Below are 23,805 nucleotides of genomic sequence, written 5' to 3'. Positions count from 1 at the left end.
TCGCCTTTCAGCACCCAGCGTCGGGCCTGGCGGTACGCCGGCAGAGGTCGACCAGCGTCTCGACCCAGGCGGGATGGTCGTTCAGGCAGGGCACCAGTTCCAGCCGCTCGCCGCCGGCCTCGGCGAACTGCTCCGCGCCGCGCAGGCCGATCTCCTCCAGCGTCTCGATGCAGTCGGCGACGAACGCCGGGCACATCACCAGCAGCTTCTTCACGCCCTGGGCAGCCAGTTGGTCGAGCCGCGTCTCGGTGTAGGGCTCGATCCATTTGTCCTTGCCCAGCCTCGACTGGAAGGACACCGACCACTGCCCCGGCTGCAGGCCTGCGCGCTCGGCGAAGCGCTCGGCGGTGCGCAGGCACTGGCTGCGGTAGCAGACGGCGAGCACCTCGTCGCGGATGCCGCTGCTGTCGGCGGCCTGCAGGTCGTGCCCGGGGTCCTTGACCAGCTTGCGGATGTGCCGCTCCGGCAGGCCGTGGAAGCTCAGCAGCAGGTGGTCGAATGCCTGCGCGAGGTACGGGCGTGCGCTTTCCACCAGCGCATCCAGGTAGGCGTCGTCGGCATAGAACGGCGGCACCACGGCCAGCGCCAGGTCCAGCCCGCGCTCGCGGATCACGCGCTGCGTCTCGACGATCGCTGTGGTGGTGGTGCTGTCGGCGAACTGCGGGTAGAGCGGCGCCAGCGTCACCCGGCGCACGCCCTGGGCGGCCAGGCGCAGCAGCGCCGATTCGATGGAGGGCTCGCCGTAGCGCATGCCCAGTTCGACCGGCCCGTGCGCCCAGAGCGCCTGCACGCGCGCCTGCAGACGACGGCTGAGCACGATCAGCGGCGACCCCTCGTCCCACCAGATCGAGGCATAGGCGTGCGCGGACTGCGCCGGGCGCCGGATGAGAATCGCCGAGACCAGCAGCCGGCGCAGCGGCCAGGGCAGATCGACCACGTAGCGATCCATCAGGAATTGATCGAGGTAGCGACGTACGTCCTCCACCCCGGGCGACGCGGGCGAACCGAGATTGACCAACAGCAGCGCATGATCGTTCATGGCGATTCCTTTGTTCGGCGCACCCGGCGAGCCGGGTCTGATGGGCGGGCATTATAAGGGCGCGCCCGGCCCCGCCGCCCACAGAGATTGCCAATCGCCATGATTGAGGCCACTACCGCCGCCGGTCAGGCGGCGACGTCTTGCTTGGCATTGCGCACCATTCTGGGCTTAGTCTGAAACGGCGCCGGGCCGGTCGGGAGCGACCGGCGAGCACCGACGCCTCTCGCCAACATGCAGGTGGTTGAAAGGGATGCGCCCGGGGGTTTCAGGGGGTGCATGCGACCGCTTGCCAGGTCCAGAGGAGAACCATGAGTACACCCATTGCGATCATCGGAACCGGCATGGCCGGCCTGTCCGCCGGACAGGCGCTGGTCGAGGCGGGGCTGGATGTGCGGTACTTCGAGAAGAGCCGCGGCAGCGGCGGCCGCATGGCCAGCAAGCGCAGCGACACCGGCAGCCTCGACCTCGGCGCCCAGTATTTCACCGCGCGCGACCGCCGTTTCGCCGACGTCGTCCAGCAGTGGCGGGCCCGCGGCTGGGTGGGCGAATGGGCGCCGTCGCTCTACCAGGCCAGCGAGGGCCAGTTGAGCCCTTCACCCGACGAGCAGGTGCGCTGGGTCGGTGTACCGCGCATGAGCGCGATTTCGCGGGCCCTGCTCGGCGCCCTGCCGACGGAGTTTTCCTGCCGCATCACCGAGGTCTTCCGCGGCGACCAGTACTGGCACCTGCAGGACGCCGAGGGTAAGAACCACGGCCCCTTCAGCCGCGTCGTCGTGGCCACGCCGGCCCCACAGGCGAGCAACCTGCTGGCGGCGGCGCCGAAGCTCGCCAGCGTCGCCGCCGGCGTCGCCATGGAGCCGACCTGGTCCGTCGGGCTGAGCTTCGAGCGGCCGCTGGACACCGAACTCGACGGCTGCTTCGTGCAGGGCGGCGCGCTGGACTGGGTCGCCCGCAACCGCAGCAAGCCGGGGCGCGAGCCGGTCCCGGACAGCTGGGTGCTGCATGCCAGCAGCGACTGGAGCCGGCACAACCTGGACCTGCCGAGGGAAGCGGTCACCGAGGCCCTGCATGGCGAGTTCGCCGAACTGGTCGGCTGCGCGGTACCGGCCCCGTCGTTCAGCGTCGCGCACCGCTGGTTGTACGCCAAGCCCACCAGCAGCCACCAGTGGGGCGCGCTGGGCGATGCCGACCTCGGCCTCTATGCCTGCGGTGACTGGTGCAGTTCGGGACGGGTCGAGGGCGCCTGGCTCAGTGGCCAGGAAGTGGCGCGGCGGATCATCAGCCACCTGCAGTAGCCCTGAAACGAGAAAACCGCCGCCGGCGGTTTTCTCGTGCAGCGATGCGGGGCGCGGATCAGAAGGCCAGGCGGTAATGCACCGCGTAGCTCTCGACGCCATCGTTCGGGTTCTTCAGCCCGGCGTTGGAATAATGAATGGCCCGGATGCCGACCTCGTGCCCGCCGGCGAAACGCAGGCCGGCGCCGAGGCGGTCCTCGAACTGGAACGAGGAGCCGAGGTCGCGATCCTCGATTTCGGTGCTTTCGAACGCGGCGATGCCGATGCCGGCCTCGAGATACGGGCGCACGGCGTCACCGTTGAATTCGTAGACGAACACCGGGCTCAGCGACAGGCTGTGGTTTGCGCTGGTTTCGTCCCCCTCCCAGTAGGTGTAGCCGGCATCCCAGTAGCCGGTGAGACGCCCGACGCTGGTCTGCCACCAGTTGGTGCCGAAGTCGAACTGCAGGCCGAGGCGGTAGGTCATGGTTGACTCGCCGGTCTGGCCGACGGATGCGGTCAGCCCTGCCGCGTGCGCAGGAACCTGAGCGAGCAGCAGGATCGCGGTGGTTGCCCCCAGAATCGTTTTTTTCATTCTTGAAACATCCTTACAAACAATTGGCGTCGAAAAAAGTTGAACATCAGTTCAGTTTATGAAACCGCCGTTCGGCGGAAAGTTCCTAGCCGGCGAACCGACGCACCGGCGCAGGCGCCCCCCAGAGCACCGGCAATACCCGCTGCAGCTGCTGCGGATCGGCACTGCTCCAGAAGCCTGTCGTGGCCACCCCCTCGCCTTGCAAACCGGCGGCCACCAATACGTCCTCGAGCCGTCTGGCCACGGCCGCGCCGGTGTCGACCAGGGTAACCGTCGGCGGCACCAGGCGCTCGAGCAGCGGGCGCAGGAACGGGTAGTGCGTGCAGCCGAGGATCAGCGTGTCGCAGCCCTCGGTCAGCAGGGGCTCGACGAAGCTCAGCAGCAGCGCGCGCGTCCGAGGCCCGTCGAGATCACCCGCCTCCACCAGCTCGACCAGCCCGGGACAGGGCTGGGTCACCACCCGCACGTCCACCGCGAAGCGGTCGAGCAAGGCGGCGAAGCGCGCGCTCTTCAGCGTGCCGGTGGTCGCCAGCACACCGACCACGCCGCTGCGCGTGGCCCGCGCGGCAGGCTTGACCGCCGGCTCCATGCCCACGATGGGCAGCTCGGGATGGCACTCGCGCAGCTCCGCCACGCCTGCCGCGGTGGCGGTGTTGCAGGCCACCACCAGCGCCTTGGCGTTGCGCTCGAGAAAGAAGTCGGCAATGGCGCGGCAACGCGCGCGGATGAAATCGGGCGTCTTCTCGCCGTAGGGCACATGCCCGCTGTCGGCCAGGTAGAGCAGCGACTCCCGCGGCAGCCGGGCGCGGATCTCGCGCAGCACCGACAGCCCGCCGACGCCCGAGTCGAACACGCCGATCGGCCGGTCATCCGCCATGGCGCGCCCCGCAGACCGCGCAGCCGGGATCGCGCCTGACCCGCAGCTCGCGGAAGCGCGTGCCCAGCGCATCGACCAGCAGCAGCCGGCCGACCAGGGGTTCGCCGAACCCGGCCAGCAGCTTCAGCGCCTCCAGCGCCTGCAGGCTGCCGACCGTGCCCACCAGCGGGCCGACCACGCCGGCTTCGCTGCAGGTCAGCTCGGCCTCGCTGCCGTGCCCGTACAGGCAGTGGTAGCAGGGGCTGTCCTCGCGACGCGGGTCGAACACCGCGAGCTGCCCCTCGAGGCGGATGGCCGCGCCGCTGACCAGCGGCTTGCGCGCGGCCACGCAGGCGGCGTTGATCGCCTCGCGCACGGTGAAGTTGTCGGTGCAGTCGAGCACCAGGTCGACCGCCGCGACGGCGGCGGCCAGGGTGTCGGCGTCCATCGCCTGGCGCTGCGGCACCAGGCGCACGTTGGGGTTCAGCACCTGCAGCCGGTTGATCGCCGAATCCACCTTGGAGAGGCCGACCGCCTGGCCATCGTGCAGCACCTGGCGCTGCAGGTTGGTCAGGTCGACCTGGTCGAAGTCGGCCAGGTGCAGCTCGCCGACACCCGCGGCGGCCAGGTAGAGCGCCACCGGCGAGCCAAGCCCGCCGAGGCCGACGATCAGCGCCCGGCTGTCCTTGAGCCTGAGCTGGCCCTCGACGTCGATCTGCCGAAGCAGGATCTGGCGGCTGTAGCGGAGCAGTTCGTCGTCGCTGAGCATGAAGATCCTCGGTCGTTGATCGTTAGCCTGCGTGCTCCGGGCCCATGCGCCCGAGGCTGATGCGCAGGTGCCCAGCCAGGTCGGCGCGGCTCTGCACCGCCTCGAAACCGGCAGCACCCAGCAGCTCCCGCACCGCGGCCGCCTGGTCGTAGCCGTGCTCGAGCAGCAGCCAGCCACCGGCCCGCAGATGCGCCGGCGCCCCGGCGACGATGTGGCGCAGGTCGTCGAGCCCGTCCGGGCCCGCGATCAATGCGCTGAGCGGCTCGAAACGCAGGTCGCCCTGCGCCAGGTGCGGATCGTCCGCCGCCACGTAGGGCGGGTTGGCGACGATCAGCGCGAAGCGCTGCCCCTCGAGCGCGGAGAACCAGTGGCTGCGGTGGAAGCGGACGTTGCCCAGCCCGAGCCGCGCGCGGTTGCGCTCGGCCAGCGCCACCGCCTCCTCGACACGGTCGACACCGGTCAGGCGCCAGGCCGGCCGCTCGCTGGCCAGCGCCAGGGCGATGGCGCCGGTGCCGGTGCCCAGGTCGAGCACGTCGAGGGATTCGGCCGGCAGCAGCGCCAGCGCGGTTTCCACCAGCAGTTCGGTGTCCGGCCGCGGGATCAGCGTGTGTGGCGCGACTTCCAGCTCCAGCGACCAGAACCCCTGGCGGCCGAGGATGTAGGCCACCGGCTCGCCCTGCCGGCGGCGCGCCAGCCAGGCGCGGTAACGCTCTGCCACCTCGGGCGCGACCTCGCGCTCGGGCCAGGTGCGCAGGTAGCTGGTCGACTTGCCCAGCGCGTAGGCCAGCAGCCACTCGGCGTCCAGCCGGGCGCTCGGCGAATCGGGCAGCGCGGCCTCGGCGAGCAGGCCGGCGATGGTCGGGACGGGGCTCAAGGCAGGCGGCTCAATCGCCCAGCGCCGCCAGCTGGTCGGCCTGGTATTCGCCGAGCAGCGGCTCGATCACCGCGTCCACGCCGCCGGCCATCACCTCGTCCAGCGCGTAGAGGGTCAGGTTGATGCGGTGGTCGGTGACCCGGCCCTGGGGAAAATTGTAGGTGCGGATGCGCTCGGAGCGGTCGCCCGAGCCCACCAGCAGGCGGCGCGTCTCGGAGATTTCCTTGTGCGCGGCGGCGTCCTGCTGGTCCTGCAGCCTGGCCGCCAGCCAGGCCATCGCCTTGGCGCGGTTCTTGTGCTGCGAGCGCTCCTCCTGGCACTCGACGACGATGCCGGTGGGCAGGTGGGTGATGCGGATCGCCGAGTCGGTCTTGTTGACGTGCTGGCCGCCGGCGCCCGAGGAGCGGTAGGTGTCGACGCGCAGGTCGGCCGGGTTGATCTCGATGGCCGCCTGCTCGTCGGGCTCCGGCAGCACGGCGACGGTGCAGGCGGAGGTATGGATGCGGCCCTGGGACTCGGTTTCCGGCACGCGCTGCACGCGGTGGGCGCCGGATTCGAACTTCAGCTTGGCGTAGACGTTGTCGCCTTCCACGCGGGCGATGACCTCCTTGTAGCCGCCGTGCTCGCCAGGGCTTTCGGAGAGTATCTCGACCCGCCAGCCCTGCCTCTCGGCGTAGCGCGAATACATGCGGAACACGTCGCCGGAGAAGATCGCCGCCTCGTCGCCACCGGTGCCGGCGCGCACTTCGAGGAACACGTTGCGGTTGTCGTTCGGGTCCTTCGGCAGCAGCATGCGCTGCAGTTCGCCCTCCAGCCGCTCGAGTTCGATGCGCGCCTGCGCGACTTCCTCCTCGGCCATCTCGCGCAGGTCCGGGTCGCTGTCCTTGAGCAGCGCCTGTGCGCCCTCCAGGTCCTGCTGCACCTTGCGCAGCCGGCGGTAGGCGGCGATCACCGGCTCGACCTCGGCGTATTCCCTGGAATAGGCGCGGAAGCGGCTCTGGTCGCTGATCACCTCGGCATCGCCGAGCAGCGCGGTGAGCTCCTCGAAACGGTCCTGCAGGGTATCGAGCTTGTTCAGCAGCGAGGCTTTCATGGGGTGTCCGACCCTCCGTTGAGGGCGAAGAGCTCCTCGGCCATGGCCAGCGCCTCGATCCGGCCCTCGGCCGAAAATTTCTTCAGTTGCACGCTCGGCGCGTGCAGCAACTTGTTTGTCAGCCCGCGGGCGAGCTGCGCCAGCGCTTCCTCGGCGGGCACGCCGCTGGCGAGCAGGCGCATGGCACGCTGCAGTTCCTCGTCGCGCTGGCGCTCGGCGCGCTGGCGGTAGGCCTTGAGCACGTCCACCGCGGCCAGCTCGCGCAGGCGCAGCATGAAATCGTCGGCGCCACTGGCGACCAGCTCCTCGGCCGCCAGCGCCGCGTCGTGCCGGCTCTTGAGGTTCTCCGTGATGACCTCGTGCAGGTCGTCCACGGTGTACAGGTAGACGTCGTCCAGCTCGGCCACCTGCGGCTCTATGTCGCGCGGTACGGCGATGTCGACCATGAACATCGGCTTGTGCTTGCGCACCTTCAGCGCCTGCTCGACCGCGCCCTTGCCGAGGATCGGCAACTGGCTGGCGGTGGAGCTGATGACGATGTCGCAGTTCGGCAGTTCCTGCGGGATGTCCGCCAGCAGGATGGCGTGCGCGCCGAACTGCTCGGCCAGCAGGCTGGCGCGCTCGAGCGTGCGGTTGGCGACCACGATGCGCTTGACGCCCTGCTCGTGCAGATGCCGGGCGACCAGGGTGATGGTCTCGCCGGCGCCGATCAGCAGCGCCTGGCTGCGATCGAGCTTGGCGAAGATCTGCCGGGCCAGGCTGACCGCGGCGAAGGCGACCGAGACCGGGCTTTCGCCGATGGCGGTGTCGGTGCGCACCGTCTTGGCGGTGCTGAAGGTGGCCTGGAACAGCCGCCCGAGCAGCGGCCCGACGCTGCCCGCCTCGCGCGCCACGGCGTAGGCGGACTTCATCTGGCCGAGGATCTGTGGCTCGCCGAGCACCATGGAGTCGAGCCCGCTGGCCACCCGCATCATGTGCCGCACGGCCTCGGCATCGGTGTGCACATAGGCGCAGGCGCGCAGGTCGTCGAGGTTCAGGCGGTGGTAGTCGGCCAGCCAGGCGAGCACCGCATCCGGCTGCACCTGGTCCTGGTGCAGGTACAGTTCGCTGCGGTTGCAGGTCGAGAGGATCGCGGCTTCGCGGGTCGGTGTCAGGCGACACAACTGCTGCAGCGCTTCGACCGTCTGCTCGGGCGTGAACGCGACCCGCTCGCGGACGTCCACCGAAGCGGTCTTGTGGTTGATGCCGAGCGCGATGAAGGACATGCGGATCGCTGATGAAAAAACGGAGCCCGCAATTCTCCTACTTCGCCAGATTGAGAACAACTGTTGCGGGCAATTGTCTCAATCCTCCGGACCTCGCCGGCCCGGCCGCCCCATGGGCTTGCCCGGTGGCTTGTGTCATCATGCCCCGACCCCACTGCCACGCGGTCCCGTATGAATAGAAGCCTTGCCCTCGCCGCCCTTCTGCTTCTGGCCGGCTGCCAGTCGATGCAGCCCGTCGAGCGCAGCACCCCGCCGGTGCAGGACGAGGCCTCCGCCCCCGCGGAGCCCGCGGTCACCGAGTACGGCTCGTTCAGCGCGGACACGCTCTACGCCCTGCTGGTGGCGGAGCTGGCGGGCCAGCGCAACCGCTTCGACATCGCCCTCGGCAACTACGTCCAGCAGGCCAACGCGACCCAGGACCCGGCCGTCGCCGAGCGCGGCTTCCGCATCGCCGAGTACCTCGGCGCCGAGCAGGCGGCCCTCGACACCGCGCTGATCTGGGCGCGCAACGCGCCGGACAACCTCGACGCCCAGCGCGCCGCCGCCGTCCAGCTGGCGCGCGCCGGCGAATACGAGCAGTCGATGGAATTCATGGAAAAGGTGCTGCGCGGCCAGGGCGACACCCATTTCGACTTCCTCGCCCTGTCCGCCGCCCAGACCGACGCGGACACCCGCGCCGGCCTGCTGCAGAGCTTCGACCGCCTGCTCGCCAAGTATCCGGACAACCCCCAGCTGGCCTTCGGCAAGGCGGTGCTGCTGCAGCAGGACGAGCGCCCGCAGGAAGCGCTCGCCCTGCTCGAATCGCAACCGCAGGCCAACGACCAGGTGCCGTCCATCCTGCTGCGCGCGCGCCTGCTGCACGCCCTCGGCCGCAGCGACGAGGCCGTGCCGCTGCTGGAGAAGTCGCTGAAGCGGCATCCGGACGACAAGCGCCTGCGCCTGACCTACGCCCGCCTGCTGGTCGAGCGCGGACAGCTCGAAGCGGCCATGGGCGAGTTCGCCACCCTGGTGCAGCAATACCCCGAGGACGACGACCTGCGCTTCTCCATGGCCCTGGTGTGCCTGGAGGCGGAGGCCTGGCAGGAAGCGACCATATACCTGGAGGAACTGATCGAGCGGGGCAGCCACCTGGACGCGGCGCAGTTCAACCTGGGTCGCGCCTACCAGGCGATGGGCGAGACGGACGCGGCGCTCGACGCCTTCGCCGAGGTCGGCCCGGGCAAGGACTACCTGCCGGCCAAGCTGCTGCAGAGCGAGCTGCTGTTCGACGCCGGCCGCGGCGAGCAAGCCAGCCGCGTGCTGGCCGAGGCCCGCGAGCAGCAGCCGGACTACGCCATCCAGCTGTACCTCATCGAGATCGAGGCGCTGCAGGACAAGGGCGAACAGGGCGCCGCCTGGCAGCTCGTGCAGCAGGCGCTGGAGCAGTTCCCCGACGACCTCAACCTGCTGTACACCCGCGCCATGCTCGCCGAGCAGCGCGGCGACCTGGCCCAGCTCGAGCGCGACCTGCGCTTCATAATCGAGCGCGAGCCGGAAAACGCCATGGCCCTCAACGCCCTGGGCTACACCCTCGCCGACCGCACCACGCGCTACGACGAGGCCCGCGCGCTGATCGAGCAGGCCCACGAACTCAACCCCGACGACCCGGCGATCCTCGACAGCCTCGGCTGGGTGAACTACCGCCTGGGCGACCTGGAAGAGGCCGAACGCCTGCTGCGCCAGGCACTGGAGCGCTTCCCCGATGCCGAAGTCGCCGCCCACCTTGGCGAAGTCCTGTGGGCGAAGAACCAGCAGCAGGAGGCCCGCCGCGTCTGGTCGGACGCCTTCGCGGCGCAGCCGGACAACGCCATCCTGCGCAACACCCTCAAGCGCCTGACCGGATCGGAGACGCCCTGACCGATGACCCTGTTCAAACGACTGCTGCTGCCCGCCTTCGCCCTGCTCCTGGCCGGTTGCGCCGGGCTCGGCCCGCAGGAAAGCGTGCAGGGCCCTGGCGACCAGGGCTCCTGGCAGACGCACAAGGCCCGCGTGTCCGCCATCGACGGCTGGCAGATCAACGGCAAGGTCGGCATTCGCGCCCCGCAGGATTCGGGCAGCGGCACCCTGTTCTGGCTGCAGCGCCAGGATTATTTCGACATCCGCCTGGCCGGCCCGCTCGGCCGCGGCGCCACGCGCCTGACCGGACGCCCCGATGAGGTGGTGCTGGAAGTCGCCAACCAGGGGCGCTTCCAGGCCGACTCGCCGGAGGCCCTGCTCGAGGCGCAGCTCGGCTGGCGCCTGCCGGTGTCGCACCTGCTCTGGTGGGTTCGCGGGCTGCCGGCGCCCGACAGCCCGCGGCAACTGACCCTGGACGACAACGGCCGCCTGGCGCGCATGACCCAGGACGGCTGGGAGGTGGAATACCTCAGCTACCTGCAGCAGGACGGCTACGCGCTGCCCGAGCGCATCCGCCTGGAAGGCCAGGACCTGCGCGTGACCCTGGTGATCAAGGACTGGCAGCCGCGCCAGCTCGGCCGCTGATGACGCGACTGACGCTGCCGGCGCCGGCCAAGCTCAACCTGATGCTGCACATCCTCGGGCGCCGTCCCGACGGCTATCACGAGCTGCAGACGCTGTTCCAGTTCCTCGACCACGGCGACGAGCTGACCTTCAGCCGGCGGGACGACGGCGAGATCCGCCTGCTGACGCCGCTGCCCGGCGTCGACCCCGAACGCAACCTGATCGTCCGCGCGGCGCGGCTGCTGCAGCACAGCAGCGGCTGCCGGCTCGGCGCCGACATCGAGCTGATCAAGCGCCTGCCCATGGGCGGCGGGATCGGCGGCGGCAGCTCCGACGCCGCCACCACCCTGCTCGGGCTCGACCGGCTCTGGGATCTGCGACTGGGCGAGGAGCGGCTCGCCGAACTCGGCCTCGCCCTCGGCGCCGACGTGCCGGTGTTCGTCCGCGGGCGCGCCGCCTTCGCCGAGGGCGTGGGCGAGCGGCTCACGCCGGTCGAGCCCGCCGAGCCCTGGTATCTCGTGCTTGTGCCGCAAGTGGCTGTCAGCACAGCAGAAATTTTCTCGGCGCCGGAGTTGACACGGGATAGTCCGGCCATTACAGTGCGCTCCGTTCTCGAGCGGGGCGGTCGAAATGACTGTCAGCCGGTTGTAGAGAAGCGTTACCCAGAAGTTCGTAACGCTTTGATCTTGCTAAACAAATTTGTTTCAGCTAGATTGACCGGTACCGGTGGTTGCGTGTTTGGGGCCTTCCCCGACCAAGCCGAAGCTGATAAAGTCGCGGCCCAACTTCCGGAATCCCTGCCAGGCTTCGTAGCCAAGGGAAGCAACATCTCGATGTTGCATCGCAAGCTGCAGAGTCTGTCCTGAGACAGGTATCCGAAGGGTACCGACACGATACAGGGGCGTCGCCAAGCGGTAAGGCAGCAGGTTTTGATCCTGCCATGCGTTGGTTCGAATCCAGCCGCCCCTGCCATTTTCTCTCATCAGGTCCACCTCAGCCGGCAAGGTACTGCGCGTGTCCAAGATGATGGTCTTCACGGGGAACGCCAACCCCGATCTGGCCCGGCGTGTCGTACGTCAGTTGCATATCCCCCTCGGTGATGTTTCCGTCGGCAAGTTCTCCGACGGCGAAGTCAGTGTCGAAATCAACGAGAACGTCCGCGGCAAGGACGTCTTCCTGATCCAGCCGACCTGCGCACCGACCAACGACAACCTGATGGAACTGGTGGTGATGGCCGACGCCTTCCGCCGCTCTTCCGCCACCCGCATCACCGCTGTAATCCCCTACTTCGGCTATGCCCGGCAGGATCGCCGCCCGCGTTCGGCGCGCGTCGCGATCAGCGCCAAGGTGGTCGCCGACATGCTCACCGTGGTCGGCGTCGACCGCGTACTGACCGTCGACCTGCATGCCGACCAGATCCAGGGCTTCTTCGACATCCCGGTGGACAACATCTACGGCTCTCCGGTACTGGTCGACGACATCCAGGATCAGCGTTTCGACAACCTGATGATCGTCTCCCCGGACATCGGCGGCGTGGTACGTGCCCGTGCGGTCGCCAAGACCCTCGGCGTGGACCTGGCGATCATCGACAAGCGTCGTCCGAAGGCCAACCAGTCCGAAGTGATGCACATCATCGGCGACGTCGAAGGCCGTACCTGCGTGCTGGTCGACGACATGGTCGACACCGCCGGCACCCTCGGCCACGCGGCCAAGGCCCTGAAGGACCACGGCGCCGCCAAGGTCTACGCCTATTGCACCCACCCGGTGCTGTCCGGCCGGGCCATCGAGAACATCGAGAATTCCGTGCTCGACGAGCTGGTGGTGACCAACACCATCCCGCTGTCGGCCGCCGCGCAATCCTGCACGCGCATTCGCCAGCTGGATATCGCACCCGTCGTCGCCGAAGCGGTACGCCGCATCAGCAACGAAGAATCGATCAGCGCGATGTTCCGTTAAGGACGCGCGCCGATCCTACGATGCCCCGCCGCGTGCGGGGCTTTTTGCCAACCGCCCGGACGCTGGTCGCAAGCGTTTCGGGCGTTGTTGCTATTTTGGAGAAACGAAATGACCGATTTCACCCTGAATGCCGAAGTGCGTTCCGACCTGGGGAAAGGTGCGAGCCGCCGCCTGCGTCGTAACGCCAACCTCGTTCCCGCCGTCATCTACGGTGGCGACAAGGCTCCGCTGTCGATCAGCATCCTCGCCAAGGACCTGGCCAAGCTGCTGGAAACCGAAGCCTCCTTCAGCCACGTGATCACCCTGAACCTGGGCGACCAGAAGGAATCCGTGCTGATCAAGGCCCTGCAGCGCCACCCGGCCAAGAGCTTCGTGCTGCACGCCGACTTCATGCGCGTGGTCGCCGACCATAAGCTGACCGCCATCGTCCCGCTGCACTACATCAACCAGGAAAACTGCGTTGGCGTGAAGAACCAGGGCGGCGAGATCCTGCACAACCTGAACGAAGTGGAAGTGTCCTGCCTGCCGAAGGACCTGCCGGAGTTCATTGAAGTCGACATGGCCAAGGTCGAGATGGGCCAGACCCTGCACATGACCGACCTCAAGCTGCCGAAAGGCGTCGAGCTGGTCGCCCTGGCGCACGGCAGCGACCTGCCGGTGGCCAACGTTCACCAGCCGCGCGTGAACAAGGAAGACACCAAGGAGGAAGGCGCCGCCGAGTAATCGCGCGCGCCTGAGGAAGGGCCCCTGTCGTGACTGCCGTGAAACTGATCGTCGGCCTGGGAAATCCCGGCCCCGAATACGACCAGACCCGGCACAACGCAGGGGCCCTTTTCGTTGAGCGCCTGGCCGCCCGCGAGGGTGCGGGCCTGAGCGCCGACCGCAAGTATTTCGGCCTGGTGGGCAAATTCAGCCACCGCGGCCAGGACGTCCGTCTGCTGATCCCCACCACCTTCATGAACCGCAGCGGCCAGGCCGTCGCGGCACTGGCGGGCTTCTTCCGCATTCCGCCGGAGAGCATCCTCGTCGCCCACGACGAACTGGACATGCCCCCGGGCGTGGCCAGGCTCAAGCTCGGCGGCGGGCATGGCGGACACAACGGCCTGCGCGACATCATCGCCAGGCTCGGCAACCAGAACGGCTTCCACCGGCTGCGCCTGGGCATCGGCCACCCCGGGCATGCCAGCCTGGTCAGCAACTACGTGCTGGGGCGCGCGCCGCAGGGCGAGCGCGAGAAGCTCGATACGGCGATCGGCTTCGCCCTCGACGTGCTGCCGGAGATGCTCGAAGGCGACTGGACCCGCGCCATGCAGCGCCTGCACAGCCAGAAGGCCTGAGCGCACCGGCGCTCGCGCTGCGCACCACCCTGCCCTTCTGATATAACCCGGGCTTCGCTCGGAGAGACTACCAACTCGAGGCACCTTCCATGGGATTCAACTGCGGCATCGTCGGCCTGCCCAACGTCGGCAAGTCCACCCTGTTCAACGCACTGACCAAGTCCGGCATCGCGGCCGAGAACTTCCCGTTCTGCACCATCGAGCCGAACAGCGGCGTGGTGCCGATGCCCGATGCCCGCCTCGATGCGCTGGCGGCGATCGTCAAGCCGGAGCGGGTGGTCCCGACCACCATGGAGTTCGTCGACATCGCCGGCCTGGTGGCGGGCGCCTCCAAGGGCGAGGGCCTGGGCAACAAGTTCCTCGCCAACATCCGCGAGACCGACGCCATCGCCCATGTGGTGCGCTGCTTCGAGGACGAGAACGTCATCCACGTCTCCAACAGCGTCGATCCCAAGCGCGACATCGAGATCATTGACCTCGAACTGATCTTCGCCGACCTCGACAGTTGCGAGAAGCAGCTGCAGCGCGTCACCCGCAACGCCAAGGGCGGCGACAAGGAAGCCCTGGCGCAGAAGGCCCTGCTGGAGAAGCTGATCCCCCACTTCACCGAAGGCAAGCCGGCGCGCAGCCTGATGAAGGACATGGACGAGGAACAGAAGCGCGTCATCCGCGGCTTCCACCTGCTCACCTCCAAGCCGGTGATGTACATCGCCAACGTCGCCGAGGACGGCTTCGAGAACAACCCGCACCTGGACGTGGTGAACGCCATCGCCGCCGAGGAAGGCGCCGTGGTGGTGCCGGTCTGCAACAAGATCGAGGCCGAGATCGCCGAGCTCGACGACGACGAGGAAAAGCAGATGTTCCTCGAATCCATGGGCATGGACGAACCCGGCCTCAACCGCGTGATCCGGGCCGGCTATGAGCTGCTCAACCTGCAGACCTACTTCACCGCCGGCGTGAAGGAAGTGCGCGCCTGGACCGTCAAGGTCGGTGCCACTGCGCCCCAGGCCGCCGCCGTGATCCACACCGACTTCGAAAAGGGCTTCATCCGCGCCGAAGTCATCGCCTACGACGACTTCATCGCCTACCAGGGCGAAGCCGGCGCCAAGGAAGCCGGCAAGTGGCGCCTGGAAGGCAAGGAATACATCGTCAAGGACGGCGACGTGATGCACTTCCGTTTCAACGTCTGAGCCCCCGCCAGCCCCAAGCCCGGCGCACACCCTCGCAGGGTGCGCCGCCCGCACCGAGACAACCGAACGCGCACTGCAACACCGCAGGCACGCGTCGCCCTGGCGCCCCCTACGGACCGGTGTCGCCCCACCCTGTGGGAGGCGCACCCTCGCGACGACTGTGGGCCGAAGGACCGCCAGAGGCCAAACGCATCGCCCCGAGAAGGGCCTCCAAAAGCATTCGAAGCCGTGCTGGCCCGGGGTTGTGCCGCACGCACAAAGTGGCTGGAACCTCGGAAGGCGCACACAGCCCCACCCCGAAGGCTCAGCGCCGCTCCTCGCGTATGAACGGCACGCCCAGGGCGCCGGGCTGGCTGCCGCTCACCTGCTTGCCGGAGGCGACCCAGATCATCACCGCCAGGGTGACCGCGTAGGGCGTCATCAGCACGAAGTACTGCGGCAGGCGGATGCCGGCGGCCGCGAGTTGCGGGATCAGGGCCTCGATGCAGCCGAACAGCAGCGCCCCGGCCAGCGCCTTCCATGGCGACCAGCGGGCGAAAATCACCAGCGCCACGGCGATCCAGCCGCGGCCGCCGGTCATGTCGGCGATCCACAGCTTGGTGCTGAGCACCGAGATATAACCGCCGGCCAGACCGATCAATGCGGAGCCTGCGAGGATTGCCACCAGCCGGTAGCCGAGTACGGAAATGCCCGCGGCATCCGCCGCCTGCGGATTCTCTCCCACGGCGCGCAGGCGCAGCCCGGTGGTGGTGCGGGTGAGCAGCCAGACCACGGCGAGGAAGATCAGCGGCGTCAGGAACACCAGCGGGTTCTGCACGAAGACCTTGCCGATCAGCGGCAGCTCCGACAGCGGCCACAGTTCGATCGCGCCCAGGCCCCGGACCGGCTTGTTGGTCCATTCCAGCAGCGTGCCGAGCAGCCCGGTCAGGCCCTGGCAGAAGAACACCAGCGCCAGCCCGGCGATCACCTGGTTGATCCGCAGCACGATGACCATCAGCGCGAACAGCAGCGAGACGACGCTGGCGGCGGCCATCGCCAGCAGCAGCGAGACGCCGGGCGTCCCGTAGGCCAGCTGCGCGCCGATGCCGGCCAGCGCGCCGACCAGCATCAGGCCCTCGGCACCGAGGGCCAGCACCCCGGCGCGCTCGGTGAGGATCAGTCCCAGCGCGGCGAGCGCGAAGGGCACGGCGAAGTCCGGCGTGTTGCCCAGCCAGTTGGCGATCATGTCCATCAGCTTTCGCCTCCCTGGACGCGGCGGATACGGTGGCGAATGAAGAAATCCGACGAGGCGACGCAGATGACCAGGATCGCCTGGATCAGCTGCACCATGGAAAACGGGATCTGGTAGAAGACCTGCAGGCTGCGCCCGGCGACGAACAGCATGGCCATCAGCAGCGCCACCACCAGCGCGGCGATGGGGTTGTTGCGCGCCAGGAAGGCGATGAGGATTCCGGAGAAGCCGTAGCCCTGGTAGAACGACTGGGTCAGCCGGCCCTCCTGCCCCGCCGTGACCAGGAAGCCGGCGATTCCGGCCATGGCGCCGGACAGCAGCACCGTGGCGACGATCATCCTGCGCACCGGCACGCCCACCGCGCCGGCGACCCGAGGGTTGGCGTCGACGAAGCGCAGGTACAGCCCGGCGCGCGACAGCCCGAGGAACCACAGCGCCAGCAGCGCCACGACCACCGCCAGCGGCACCGCGGCGCTGATGCCGTCGAGCACGTCCGGCAGCCGCTCGAACGGCTGGAACTGCGGCGAATAGGGGAACGAGCTCCTGGGATCCTTCCAGCTGCCGTAGAGCAGGTGCAGCAGGAAGTTCAGCGCCAAGTAGTTGAGCATCAGCGTCGAGATGATCTCATTGACCGAAAGGCGCAGCTTGAGCAGCACCGGCGCCACCGCCCAGGCGAGGCCGCAGACCACCGCCGCGCCGAACATCAGCGGCAGGCGCAGCGCCTCGGGACCGATCTGGAACAGCGAGATCGCGGTGGCGCCGATCGCGCCCCAGATCATCTGCCCCTCGAGCCCCAGGTTCCAGAAGCGGGCGCGGAACGCCATGCAGCCGGCCAGCCCCACCAGGATCATCGGCGAGGCCTGGAACAGTACCGCCTTGAGGCTCTGCAGATCGAACACCGTGAGCACGACGAATTCGTTGAGCAGCTCGCCGGCCGGCACGCCGGCGGCCACCAGGATGGCCGCGGAGAGCCCCAGCCCGACCAGCAGGGCCAGGCCGATGATGGAAGCCTGCCAGTACCAGGCGAGCTGCTGGCGAATCTCCAGCGCGTAGCGCCGCGCCAGCAACGGGCGCCGGGGCTTGCGCGCGTCCTGCACGGCCTGTTCGAGCATCACCGGGCGAAGCCGATCATTCATGGGTCACCATTGCCTTGCCGATGGCCTGGCGGTCGGCCGGATGGGGGAACTCGGCGACGATGCGTCCGGCGTTCATCACGCCGATGCGATCGGCGAGCGCCAGCACTTCATCGAGGTCTTCACTGATCACCAGCACTGCCGCGCCGGCATCGCGAGCGGTACGCAGACGCCCATGCACCGCGGCGGTGGCGCGTACATCCAGCCCGCGACTGGGGCTGTGCACCAGCACCAGTTGCGGCTCACGGGAAAACTCCCGGGCGATCACCAGTTTCTGCGCGTTGCCGCCGGAGAGCAGCGCGGCCTTCTGTTTCAGCGAGCGCACGCCCTGAACGTCGAAGCCGGCGATGGCCGCCGCGGCGTCCTCCTCCAGCCGCTTGCGGCGCAACCGGAAGAACGAGCCGTAGCGTCCGCCATGGATCTGCCCGACGCCGAAGTTCTCGGCCACCGACAGCTCGCCGGCCAGCGCCGTGCCGTAGCGATCGGCGGGGATGCAGGCGATGCGCAGCGCCCGGCGCTGCTCGCTGCTGGCGCGGCGCAGGTCGCCGAAGCCGATCAGTTCGATGTCCCCCTCGGTGGGCTCGGGCAGCCCCATCAGGGCGTTCGCCAGCTCGCTCTGGCCGTTGCCGCCGACGCCGGCGATGCCGTAGATCTCGCCGGCGCGCAGGCTCAGGTCGATGCCGTTCAGCACCCGGTGACCGCCGACCTCGGGCGAGCGCAGGCCGCGTACCCGCAGCCGCTCCTCGCCGGGCGTGCCCGGCTGGTGTGCGTGCGTCGTGGCCGATTCGCCCACGGTCAGGCGCACCAGTTCGGCGATCGACACGCTTTGCGGATCGAGGGTCTGGATGGTGCGCCCGCCGCGCATCACGGTGACGCGATCGGCGAAGCGCTTGACGTCGCTCATTTTGTGGGTCACCAGGATCACCGCCGCGCCCTGCCGGGCGAAGGACCGCACGGTTTCCAGCAGGCGCTCGGCCTCCTGGTCGGTGAGCACCGCGGTGGGTTCGTCGAGAATTAGGATACGGGCGCCGGCCAGCAGCACCTTGAGGATTTCCACCCGCTGCTGTTCGGCCACCGAGAGCGATTCGGTGGCCTGGCAGGGGTCGATGGCGAAGCCCAGCTCGGCGGCCTTCTCGCCGATTCGCGCCTCCAGCGCGCGCAGGCGCTGGCGGTGGCTGCCGCGCACGGCGTTGCCGGGCTGCTCGGGCAGCCCGAGCAGGATGTTCTCGGCCACGCTGAACGGTTTCACCAGCTTGAAGTGCTGGTGAACCATGCCGATTCGATAGCGGCTCGCATCGCGCGGGCCGCTCAGGCGTACCGGGTTGTCGTCGATGAACAGTGATCCGCTTTCCGGTGCGTAGAGGCCGGCGGCGATGTTCATCAGCGACGACTTGCCTGCGCCGTTCTCGCCGAGCAGCGCATGCACCTCGCCCCACTTGGCGGTGAAATCCGCCTGGGCCAGGGCCATGAAGCCGTCGAACGACTTGCTGACGCCGGTCAGCTGGATCGCGTTCAGGGTGCTCATTGCTGGGTGGTCACTCCCTTGACGAACCAGTCCATCTGCCAGAGCTCCGCGTCGGCCATGACCTCGCCTGCGGCGATGCGCTCGGTGCCGTCGCGATCGAGCAGCGGGCCGGCATAGATCTTCTTCTCGCCTTTGAGCAGCTCCTCGCGCGCAGCCATGATCTTCGCCTTGTCCGCCTCGGACACCGCCGGGCCGCAGCAGGCGGCGTCGGTGCCGCCCTCGGCCATCGACAACAGCGCGCCGTGTTCCGGCGGTACCCAGTTGCCGGCGCTGATCTTCTTGAGCTCGGGGGCGAGGAACCTGTCCCAGACCCATACCGAGGAGCACACCGTCGCGTCCGGGGCGAACTCGCTCATGTCGCGGTGGTGGCCGGTGCCGTGCACGCCGCGCTCCTGGGCGACGATCTGCGGGGTCGGGCTGTCGACGTGCTGGCCGAGCACGTCGACCCCGGAGTCGATCAGCGCCATGGCCGCGGCGCGCTCTTTGACCGGGTCGTTCCAGGCGCCGGTGTAGACCACGGTGACGGTGGCGTCCGGGTTGATCTGCTGGGCGCCGAGGGCGAAGGCGTTGATGGTCCAGTTGACCTGGCCGAAGGGGTTGGCGGCGACGAAGCCGAGCTTGCCGGTCTTGGACGCGGCGCCGGCGGCCATGCCGCACAGGTACTGGCTCTCGTAGGTGCGGCCATAGAAGGATTCGAGGTTGTGGCTGTTGGTGGTGCCCGAGCCGTTGAGGAAGGCGACGTCCGGGTACTTGTCGGCCAGCTCCTTGAAGGTGTCCGAATAGCCGAAGGCGGTGCCGATGATGACGTTGGCGCCGCGCTGCACCAGGCGGTCGACGGCCGGGCGGATCGAGGAGGCATTTTCCGGCACGCTTTCGACGTACTGGATCTTGGTGTCGAGCTCGGCCTCGAGCTTCTGCCGCGCCTCGTCGAACGCCTGGGTCCAGCCGCCGTCGTTGCGCGGGCTGATGTAGAGCATGGCGATCTTCGCCGGCTTGTCCAGCGTCAGGCCGGCCTTTCCCTCCTCCGCCACGGCGAGGGTTCCGAGGCCGAAGGCCACTGCCGCACACAAGGTCCGTTTCATGAACGTATTCAGCATTTTCTGGTTTTCCTGGTTGGAGAGCTGTCGGAAGGCAGGGGCGGTCACATCATGAAGTTGATGCGGAAAACGTTTTTCTCGGGGTCCAGCAGGACGGCCTGGTACCAGTGGTAGTAGGTCTCGTAGGGGGCCTTGACGAGGGTGGCGCCCATCTCGCAGGCGATCGGCACCAGCCGGTCGACCTCCTCCCTGCTCTGCACGTCGATGTTGAGCAGGAACTTGCAGCCCCGGGTGTCCGCCTGGTCGCCCAGGTGCAGCAGCTCGTAGGCCTCGGGCGCGTTGAAGCCGATGCAGGATTTGCCGGTGTCCAGGCCGCGGAAGATCGGCGAAGCGATTTCCGGGATGTCGCGGAAACCGAACAGCTCGCGGTAGAAGCCGGAGAGCGCGACGATGTCGTGGGCGAAGACGTTGACGTACGACAGCGTGTTCATCAGGCGACCTCCAGGCCTTTGCCGAAGGTGGTCTGCTTGACGAACTTCGACAGCAGGTTGTCGCCGGAGGTGACCGGCGCGTGGCGCGGCGGATCGGTCTCGCTGCAGCAGCTGGGCAGGCATTCGATCAGCGCGTCGTAGTTGGGCTGGTGGAAGAACACCAGCGACTGGCGGCCGTTGTCGGTGGGGCTGTCCTGCGGCGGGTTGACCACGCGGTGCAGAGTGGAGATCCATTGGTCGTTGGTCCACTGCATCATCAGGTCGCCGATGTTCACCGCGAAGCCGCCTTCCACGTAGGGCACGTCCACCCACTCGCCCTGGCGGTTGCGCGCCTGCAGCCCGCCCAGGGCGTTGTCCGGCTTGACGATGGTCAGGCTGCCGTAGTCGGTGTGGGCGCTGGCGCGCATCTGCCCCGGCTCGACGTTGCCCTTCACGTCCGGGTAGCTGAGACTGCGGAACATGCTGATGTGCTTGTCGATCTTGTCGTCGAAGAAGGTCTCCGGCAGCCCCAGCGCCAGGGCGAAGATGCGCATCAGCGACTGCGAGAGGCCGCTCATCGCCTCGAAGTACTCGCGGTAGGCCTGCTCGAAGCCTTCGATGCCGGTGGGCCAGACGTTCGGCGCGAAGTGCGGGCCGGCGGCGGTGCAGCGGTAGTAGTCCTCGTCCGGCACGTCGCTCGGACCGATGGAGAAGGATTCCTTGAGATCCCCCGGGGCGGCCTCTTCCATCGAGTATGACAGGCTCTCCTCGGCGACGGCGCTGTAGCCGCGCACCATTTCCGGGCTGGGCCGGTCGACCTTGCGCTTTTCCGACAAGGGCAAGGCGAAGAACCGGCGGGTCAGCGTCGAGACGCGCTCGATCAGTTCGGCGGGGATCTGGTGGTTGGTGATCACCAGGAAGCCGATGTCGCGGCAGGCCTGGTCCACCGCCTTGGCCACCGCCGCCTTGCCCTCCGGCGTGCCGCTGAAATAGGGGGCGAGATCGATGATGGGCACATACTGCAAAGTCATGTTGACGCACTCCTGTAGGACGCAAAGCGGAAGATCGTGCGGCTTTCGAGAGAAAGCGGCCTCTTGCGTGCGAGCCCATCGGGCGGCGTCTTTGGCGGCCGGCGGGCTTGACAGGAGCGACTCAGCAGAATCTGTGCCACTCGACCAATCGCCCGGAAATCAAGAAGTTGCAATCGGCGCCCGGGAAAACCTGGATCAAATGGTCCGAAGCGGAGCACTTGGTTTGTGCGCACGGCACGAAAAGCGGGCGAGGCAGCAGGTCTTCATGTCCACGCATCCCTTGTAGGAGCTCTGCTCGCGAATGAGGCCCGCTGCGGGTGCGCGCCCCGTGCAATGGTCGCGGGCAGAGCCCGCTCCTACAGGCGAGCCCCGTCCCTGATCGGTGGGACGCAAGCCCTCAGCTCGGGTGGGAGAGGATGGCGCGGCGTTGCCCGTGGCCAGGGTGCAGGCCCGTTCGCGGTCAAGACCGCGCCCACGCCCCGGCGCAGGCCGGAGCCCAGCTGCCGGCATATGCCCTGCCCACCGCCTGGGTACCTGCCTGCGCCGGTATGACGGGCTTGAAGATCGGAAAGGACCGTCACCACAGGCAGCGCCCGCGCGCCCCCCCATACCGCGCACGCTTCTTCCTGTAGGAGCGAGCTCTGCTCGCGAATGAGGCCCTCTGCGGGGTACACGACTCGTGCAACGGTCGCGGGCAGAGCCCGCTCCTACAGGCGAGCCCCGTCGCTGATCGGTGGGACGCAAGCCCTCACCCGGCCCTCTCCTGGAGGGGACGGGGGATGGCGTGGAACTGCCCGGACCTCGCGCAGACCCGGTTCGCGAGCGAGCTCGCTCCTACAGACCTGCGCCGAATCTATGGGCCACACCCGGCTTTTCCCTTCTCCCCGCGGGAGAAGGTGGCCCGCAGGGCCGGATGAGGGATGGCCGGCAGCAACGAAGCAGGACAGCGCCCACCGAACCACCCACACGACGTCCCGGTCGGCTCAACGCCCGGCGCTGACGAGCCTGTCGATCACGTCGCCGCTGGTGGTCACTTCGCCGAATTCGTAGGCGAAGGTGGTCAGCGCCACGCGCTGCACCTCGGCCGCGCTGACCCGGCCCCAGCCTAGGTCGGGGTAGTCCATCGCGGCGTTGGCGTCGCTGAGGACTATGACCTTGTATTCGCGGTGCACGGCGTCGCGGATGGTGGTGTCGCAGCAGACGTTGGTGACGGTGCCGCAGACGATCAGGGTGTCGATGTCCCGGACCCGCAGCACGGTGTCCAGGTCGGTGTTGTGAAAGCCGCTGTAGAACAGCTTGTCGACCACCACGTCGCCGGCGCGTGGCGCCAGCGCCTCGATGATCTCGATGCCCGGATCGTCTCGTGCGAGGATGTCGTCGACGTTGGGATAGAGGTCGCGCATCCGCCCGGTGTCGCTGCCATCGCCGCGCACCACGTGTCGCAGGTAAATCACCGGCACGGCTGCGGCGCGGGCGGCTTCGACCAGTGCGGCGATGGGCTGGACGATGGCGGCGGTGGCGGGCACGTACAGCGCCCCTTGCGGCTCGCAGAAGACCTTCTGCATGTCGACCACGACGACAGCGCTGCGGGAGGGCTGCAGCGCCCAGCGGACCAGGGGTTTGCTCATGGGGCTCGACTCCTTGCGAAGGGTTCGAGCCGGTCGGTCAACGCGGACGAACCCCGTTCAATATCAGGGCCTGCAGGCTTTGCAGGGTCTCTTCGAAGAAGGCCGGGTCGTCCAGCGTCCTGCCGGCCACCGCCGTGACCTGGGCGGCGAAGTCGGCGTAGTGCTGGGTGGTGGCCCATAGCGAGAAGATCAGGTGATGCGGCTCGATCGGGGCGAGCTTGCCGGAATCGACCCACGCCTGGATCACCGCGACCTTGGCCTCGACGAGATCACGCAAGGGTTGTTCCAACTCGGTGAGCAACAGCGGGGCGCCCTGCATCACCTCCATGCAGAACAGCCGGGACTCGGCCGGATGATCGCGCGACAGTTCCAGCTTCACGCGGATGTAGTCGCCGATCGCCTGGACCGGGTCCTGCTCCACGCTGAAGCTCTTCAGCGGGCGCAACCAGACATCCAGCAGCTGGCGCAGCACGCTGACGTACAGCTCGTCCTTGCTGCCGAAGTAGTACAGCAGGTTGGTCTTGGAAACGTCCGCCTCGAGGGCGACCTGGTCGAGGCTGGTGCCGTGGAACCCATAGCGGGAAAACACCTTCAGCGCCGCCTGGAGAATGCCGGCGCGCTTGCTTTCGGTCTGCCGCAGGCGGCGCTTCTGCGCGGTTTCGCTGGGCTGGCGCGGCGCGTTCTTCGAAGGCCGTGGATCGACGGGAGCGGGGGTTCTGATGGTCACTGAGTTACCGGGGTGCGCGGAGAAGTCGGCACTACTGTAGCGCGCAAGGTGCCGCCCGCGTACCTGCGCGATGTCGCAGCGCCGGTTGCCTCATCTTCGGGCAGCGCGCACAAACCAAGTGCTCTGATTCGGACCAAATGGTCCAGCCAAACGATCGAATTTTTCACAACCTGCTGAAAGAAAAAGACATTCCAAAGCTGGCCTGCTTTCTGCTTTTGCCCCCGGGACACTGCCCGCCAGACGCAGGCAGCCCTTCAGGCATTGCAGACACGAGGC

At 68.1% G+C, this 23,805-nt stretch carries 23 protein-coding genes and 1 tRNA gene; 9 read left to right on the top strand and 15 right to left on the bottom strand.

Annotation, left to right across the window (positions count from 1 at the left end; all coding sequences use genetic code 11):
• Positions 1–7 precede the first annotated feature (7 nt).
• A complete protein-coding gene (hemH, locus tag H610_RS0110800; protein ID WP_028239675.1) occupies positions 8–1,039 on the bottom strand; it encodes a ferrochelatase in 1,032 nt (343 codons plus the stop codon).
• A 308-nt stretch (positions 1,040–1,347) separates the two neighbouring features.
• On the opposite strand from hemH, the gene H610_RS0110795 reads away from it, so the two are divergent.
• Positions 1,348–2,334, top strand: a complete 987-nt coding sequence (locus tag H610_RS0110795) for an NAD(P)/FAD-dependent oxidoreductase (RefSeq protein ID WP_028239674.1) — start codon at positions 1,348–1,350, stop codon at positions 2,332–2,334.
• A 58-nt stretch (positions 2,335–2,392) separates the two neighbouring features.
• Here H610_RS0110795 and H610_RS0110790 read toward each other — a convergent pair whose 3' ends face one another.
• The 6 genes from H610_RS0110790 to hemA form a co-directional block, all read right to left on the bottom strand.
• On the bottom strand, positions 2,393–2,908 hold the full coding sequence (locus H610_RS0110790) for an acyloxyacyl hydrolase (protein ID WP_028239673.1): 516 nt from the start codon (positions 2,906–2,908) through the stop codon (positions 2,393–2,395).
• Between the two features lie 85 nt (positions 2,909–2,993).
• Entirely contained in the window at positions 2,994–3,785 is a 792-nt protein-coding gene (murI, locus tag H610_RS0110785) for a glutamate racemase (RefSeq protein WP_028239672.1), read from the bottom strand.
• The gene (locus H610_RS0110780; RefSeq protein WP_028239671.1) at positions 3,775–4,533 is read right to left on the bottom strand and encodes a molybdopterin-synthase adenylyltransferase MoeB; all 759 of its coding nucleotides are present in this window, start codon (positions 4,531–4,533) and stop codon (positions 3,775–3,777) included. Before H610_RS0110780 ends, murI begins: the two co-directional genes overlap by 11 nt.
• Before the next feature lie 22 nt (positions 4,534–4,555).
• The gene (gene prmC / locus H610_RS0110775) at positions 4,556–5,407 is read right to left on the bottom strand and encodes a peptide chain release factor N(5)-glutamine methyltransferase (RefSeq protein ID WP_043238347.1); all 852 of its coding nucleotides are present in this window, start codon (positions 5,405–5,407) and stop codon (positions 4,556–4,558) included.
• A 10-nt stretch (positions 5,408–5,417) separates the two neighbouring features.
• On the bottom strand, positions 5,418–6,500 hold the full coding sequence (prfA, locus tag H610_RS0110770) for a peptide chain release factor 1 (RefSeq protein WP_028239669.1): 1,083 nt from the start codon (positions 6,498–6,500) through the stop codon (positions 5,418–5,420).
• The gene (gene hemA, locus H610_RS0110765; RefSeq protein ID WP_028239668.1) at positions 6,497–7,765 is read right to left on the bottom strand and encodes a glutamyl-tRNA reductase; all 1,269 of its coding nucleotides are present in this window, start codon (positions 7,763–7,765) and stop codon (positions 6,497–6,499) included. The genes prfA and hemA overlap by 4 nt, the downstream gene beginning before the upstream one ends.
• A 171-nt stretch (positions 7,766–7,936) precedes the next feature.
• Here hemA and H610_RS0110760 point away from each other — a divergent pair, with 171 nt between their 5' ends.
• From H610_RS0110760 to ychF, 8 genes are all read left to right on the top strand, one after another.
• Positions 7,937–9,661 (top strand): tetratricopeptide repeat protein, encoded by a 1,725-nt coding sequence (locus H610_RS0110760; RefSeq protein ID WP_028239667.1) that lies wholly within the window; start codon positions 7,937–7,939, stop codon positions 9,659–9,661.
• Positions 9,662–9,664: 3 nt separating this feature from the next.
• On the top strand, positions 9,665–10,285 hold the full coding sequence (gene lolB / locus H610_RS0110755; protein WP_043238343.1) for a lipoprotein insertase outer membrane protein LolB: 621 nt from the start codon (positions 9,665–9,667) through the stop codon (positions 10,283–10,285).
• A complete protein-coding gene (gene ispE, locus H610_RS0110750; protein WP_028239665.1) occupies positions 10,285–11,130 on the top strand; it encodes a 4-(cytidine 5'-diphospho)-2-C-methyl-D-erythritol kinase in 846 nt (281 codons plus the stop codon). The genes lolB and ispE overlap by 1 nt, the downstream gene beginning before the upstream one ends.
• 31 nt (positions 11,131–11,161) lie before the next feature.
• Positions 11,162–11,236 (top strand) — tRNA-Gln (locus tag H610_RS0110745).
• 42 nt (positions 11,237–11,278) lie between these two features.
• Positions 11,279–12,220: a ribose-phosphate pyrophosphokinase gene (locus H610_RS0110740; protein ID WP_028239664.1), complete on the top strand. Its 942-nt coding sequence runs from the start codon at positions 11,279–11,281 to the stop codon at positions 12,218–12,220.
• Between the two features lie 108 nt (positions 12,221–12,328).
• Positions 12,329–12,943, top strand: coding sequence for a 50S ribosomal protein L25/general stress protein Ctc (locus tag H610_RS0110735; protein ID WP_028239663.1), 615 nt, complete (start codon positions 12,329–12,331; stop codon positions 12,941–12,943).
• Positions 12,944–12,972: 29 nt separating this feature from the next.
• A complete protein-coding gene (pth, locus tag H610_RS0110730) occupies positions 12,973–13,557 on the top strand; it encodes an aminoacyl-tRNA hydrolase (protein ID WP_028239662.1) in 585 nt (194 codons plus the stop codon).
• A gap of 89 nt (positions 13,558–13,646) precedes the next feature.
• Positions 13,647–14,747, top strand: a complete 1,101-nt coding sequence (ychF, locus tag H610_RS0110725; RefSeq protein ID WP_028239661.1) for a redox-regulated ATPase YchF — start codon at positions 13,647–13,649, stop codon at positions 14,745–14,747.
• A gap of 304 nt (positions 14,748–15,051) precedes the next feature.
• On the opposite strand, the gene H610_RS0110720 is transcribed toward ychF, so the two are convergent.
• The 8 genes from H610_RS0110720 to rutR all read right to left on the bottom strand — a co-directional run bounded on the left by H610_RS0110720 (position 15,052) and on the right by rutR (position 23,529).
• Positions 15,052–15,978 (bottom strand): ABC transporter permease, encoded by a 927-nt coding sequence (locus H610_RS0110720; RefSeq protein ID WP_028239660.1) that lies wholly within the window; start codon positions 15,976–15,978, stop codon positions 15,052–15,054.
• A complete protein-coding gene (locus H610_RS0110715) occupies positions 15,978–17,114 on the bottom strand; it encodes an ABC transporter permease (protein WP_043238338.1) in 1,137 nt (378 codons plus the stop codon). Before H610_RS0110715 ends, H610_RS0110720 begins: the two co-directional genes overlap by 1 nt.
• Positions 17,107–18,636, bottom strand: coding sequence for an ABC transporter ATP-binding protein (locus H610_RS0110710; protein ID WP_028239658.1), 1,530 nt, complete (start codon positions 18,634–18,636; stop codon positions 17,107–17,109). Before H610_RS0110710 ends, H610_RS0110715 begins: the two co-directional genes overlap by 8 nt.
• Positions 18,633–19,733 carry a BMP family ABC transporter substrate-binding protein gene (locus H610_RS0110705; RefSeq protein ID WP_028239657.1) on the bottom strand — a complete coding sequence of 367 codons (1,101 nt, stop codon included), beginning with the start codon at positions 19,731–19,733 and terminating at the stop codon, positions 18,633–18,635. Before H610_RS0110705 ends, H610_RS0110710 begins: the two co-directional genes overlap by 4 nt.
• A 44-nt stretch (positions 19,734–19,777) precedes the next feature.
• Positions 19,778–20,164, bottom strand: coding sequence for a VOC family protein (locus tag H610_RS0110700; RefSeq protein WP_028239656.1), 387 nt, complete (start codon positions 20,162–20,164; stop codon positions 19,778–19,780).
• Complete coding sequence (locus tag H610_RS0110695) at positions 20,164–21,174, bottom strand: isopenicillin N synthase family dioxygenase (RefSeq protein WP_028239655.1); 1,011 nt, start codon at positions 21,172–21,174, stop codon at positions 20,164–20,166. Before H610_RS0110695 ends, H610_RS0110700 begins: the two co-directional genes overlap by 1 nt.
• Before the next feature lie 983 nt (positions 21,175–22,157).
• Complete coding sequence (locus H610_RS0110690) at positions 22,158–22,802, bottom strand: cysteine hydrolase family protein (protein WP_028239654.1); 645 nt, start codon at positions 22,800–22,802, stop codon at positions 22,158–22,160.
• Positions 22,803–22,839: 37 nt separating this feature from the next.
• A complete protein-coding gene (rutR, locus tag H610_RS0110685; protein ID WP_043238335.1) occupies positions 22,840–23,529 on the bottom strand; it encodes an HTH-type transcriptional regulator RutR in 690 nt (229 codons plus the stop codon).
• Positions 23,530–23,805: the final 276 nt, after the last annotated feature.

The organism is Stutzerimonas azotifigens DSM 17556 (assembly GCF_000425625.1).
Classification (GTDB): Bacteria; Pseudomonadota; Gammaproteobacteria; order Pseudomonadales; family Pseudomonadaceae; genus Stutzerimonas; species Stutzerimonas azotifigens.
Note: the sequence above shows the minus strand (reverse complement) of the source record. Positions and strands in the feature narration are given on the sequence as shown.

What these genes read in the sequence shown, in the direction of transcription:
- H610_RS0110695 (WP_028239655.1), bottom strand. Translation starts at nt 21,174, where the DNA reads ATGACTTTGCAGTATGTGCCCATCATCGATCTCGCCCCCTATTTCAGC.
- ychF (WP_028239661.1), top strand. Translation starts at nt 13,647, where the DNA reads ATGGGATTCAACTGCGGCATCGTCGGCCTGCCCAACGTCGGCAAGTCC.
- H610_RS0110710 (WP_028239658.1), bottom strand. Translation starts at nt 18,636, where the DNA reads ATGAGCACCCTGAACGCGATCCAGCTGACCGGCGTCAGCAAGTCGTTC.
- H610_RS0110690 (WP_028239654.1), bottom strand. Translation starts at nt 22,802, where the DNA reads ATGAGCAAACCCCTGGTCCGCTGGGCGCTGCAGCCCTCCCGCAGCGCT.
- H610_RS0110795 (WP_028239674.1), top strand. Translation starts at nt 1,348, where the DNA reads ATGAGTACACCCATTGCGATCATCGGAACCGGCATGGCCGGCCTGTCC.
- hemA (WP_028239668.1), bottom strand. Translation starts at nt 7,765, where the DNA reads ATGTCCTTCATCGCGCTCGGCATCAACCACAAGACCGCTTCGGTGGAC.
- H610_RS0110720 (WP_028239660.1), bottom strand. Translation starts at nt 15,978, where the DNA reads ATGGACATGATCGCCAACTGGCTGGGCAACACGCCGGACTTCGCCGTG.
- lolB (WP_043238343.1), top strand. Translation starts at nt 9,665, where the DNA reads ATGACCCTGTTCAAACGACTGCTGCTGCCCGCCTTCGCCCTGCTCCTG.
- murI (WP_028239672.1), bottom strand. Translation starts at nt 3,785, where the DNA reads ATGGCGGATGACCGGCCGATCGGCGTGTTCGACTCGGGCGTCGGCGGG.
- H610_RS0110790 (WP_028239673.1), bottom strand. Translation starts at nt 2,908, where the DNA reads ATGAAAAAAACGATTCTGGGGGCAACCACCGCGATCCTGCTGCTCGCT.
- hemH (WP_028239675.1), bottom strand. Translation starts at nt 1,039, where the DNA reads ATGAACGATCATGCGCTGCTGTTGGTCAATCTCGGTTCGCCCGCGTCG.
- ispE (WP_028239665.1), top strand. Translation starts at nt 10,285, where the DNA reads ATGACGCGACTGACGCTGCCGGCGCCGGCCAAGCTCAACCTGATGCTG.
- prfA (WP_028239669.1), bottom strand. Translation starts at nt 6,500, where the DNA reads ATGAAAGCCTCGCTGCTGAACAAGCTCGATACCCTGCAGGACCGTTTC.
- H610_RS0110705 (WP_028239657.1), bottom strand. Translation starts at nt 19,733, where the DNA reads ATGCTGAATACGTTCATGAAACGGACCTTGTGTGCGGCAGTGGCCTTC.
- H610_RS0110735 (WP_028239663.1), top strand. Translation starts at nt 12,329, where the DNA reads ATGACCGATTTCACCCTGAATGCCGAAGTGCGTTCCGACCTGGGGAAA.
- H610_RS0110760 (WP_028239667.1), top strand. Translation starts at nt 7,937, where the DNA reads ATGAATAGAAGCCTTGCCCTCGCCGCCCTTCTGCTTCTGGCCGGCTGC.
- H610_RS0110700 (WP_028239656.1), bottom strand. Translation starts at nt 20,164, where the DNA reads ATGAACACGCTGTCGTACGTCAACGTCTTCGCCCACGACATCGTCGCG.
- H610_RS0110780 (WP_028239671.1), bottom strand. Translation starts at nt 4,533, where the DNA reads ATGCTCAGCGACGACGAACTGCTCCGCTACAGCCGCCAGATCCTGCTT.
- H610_RS0110715 (WP_043238338.1), bottom strand. Translation starts at nt 17,114, where the DNA reads ATGAATGATCGGCTTCGCCCGGTGATGCTCGAACAGGCCGTGCAGGAC.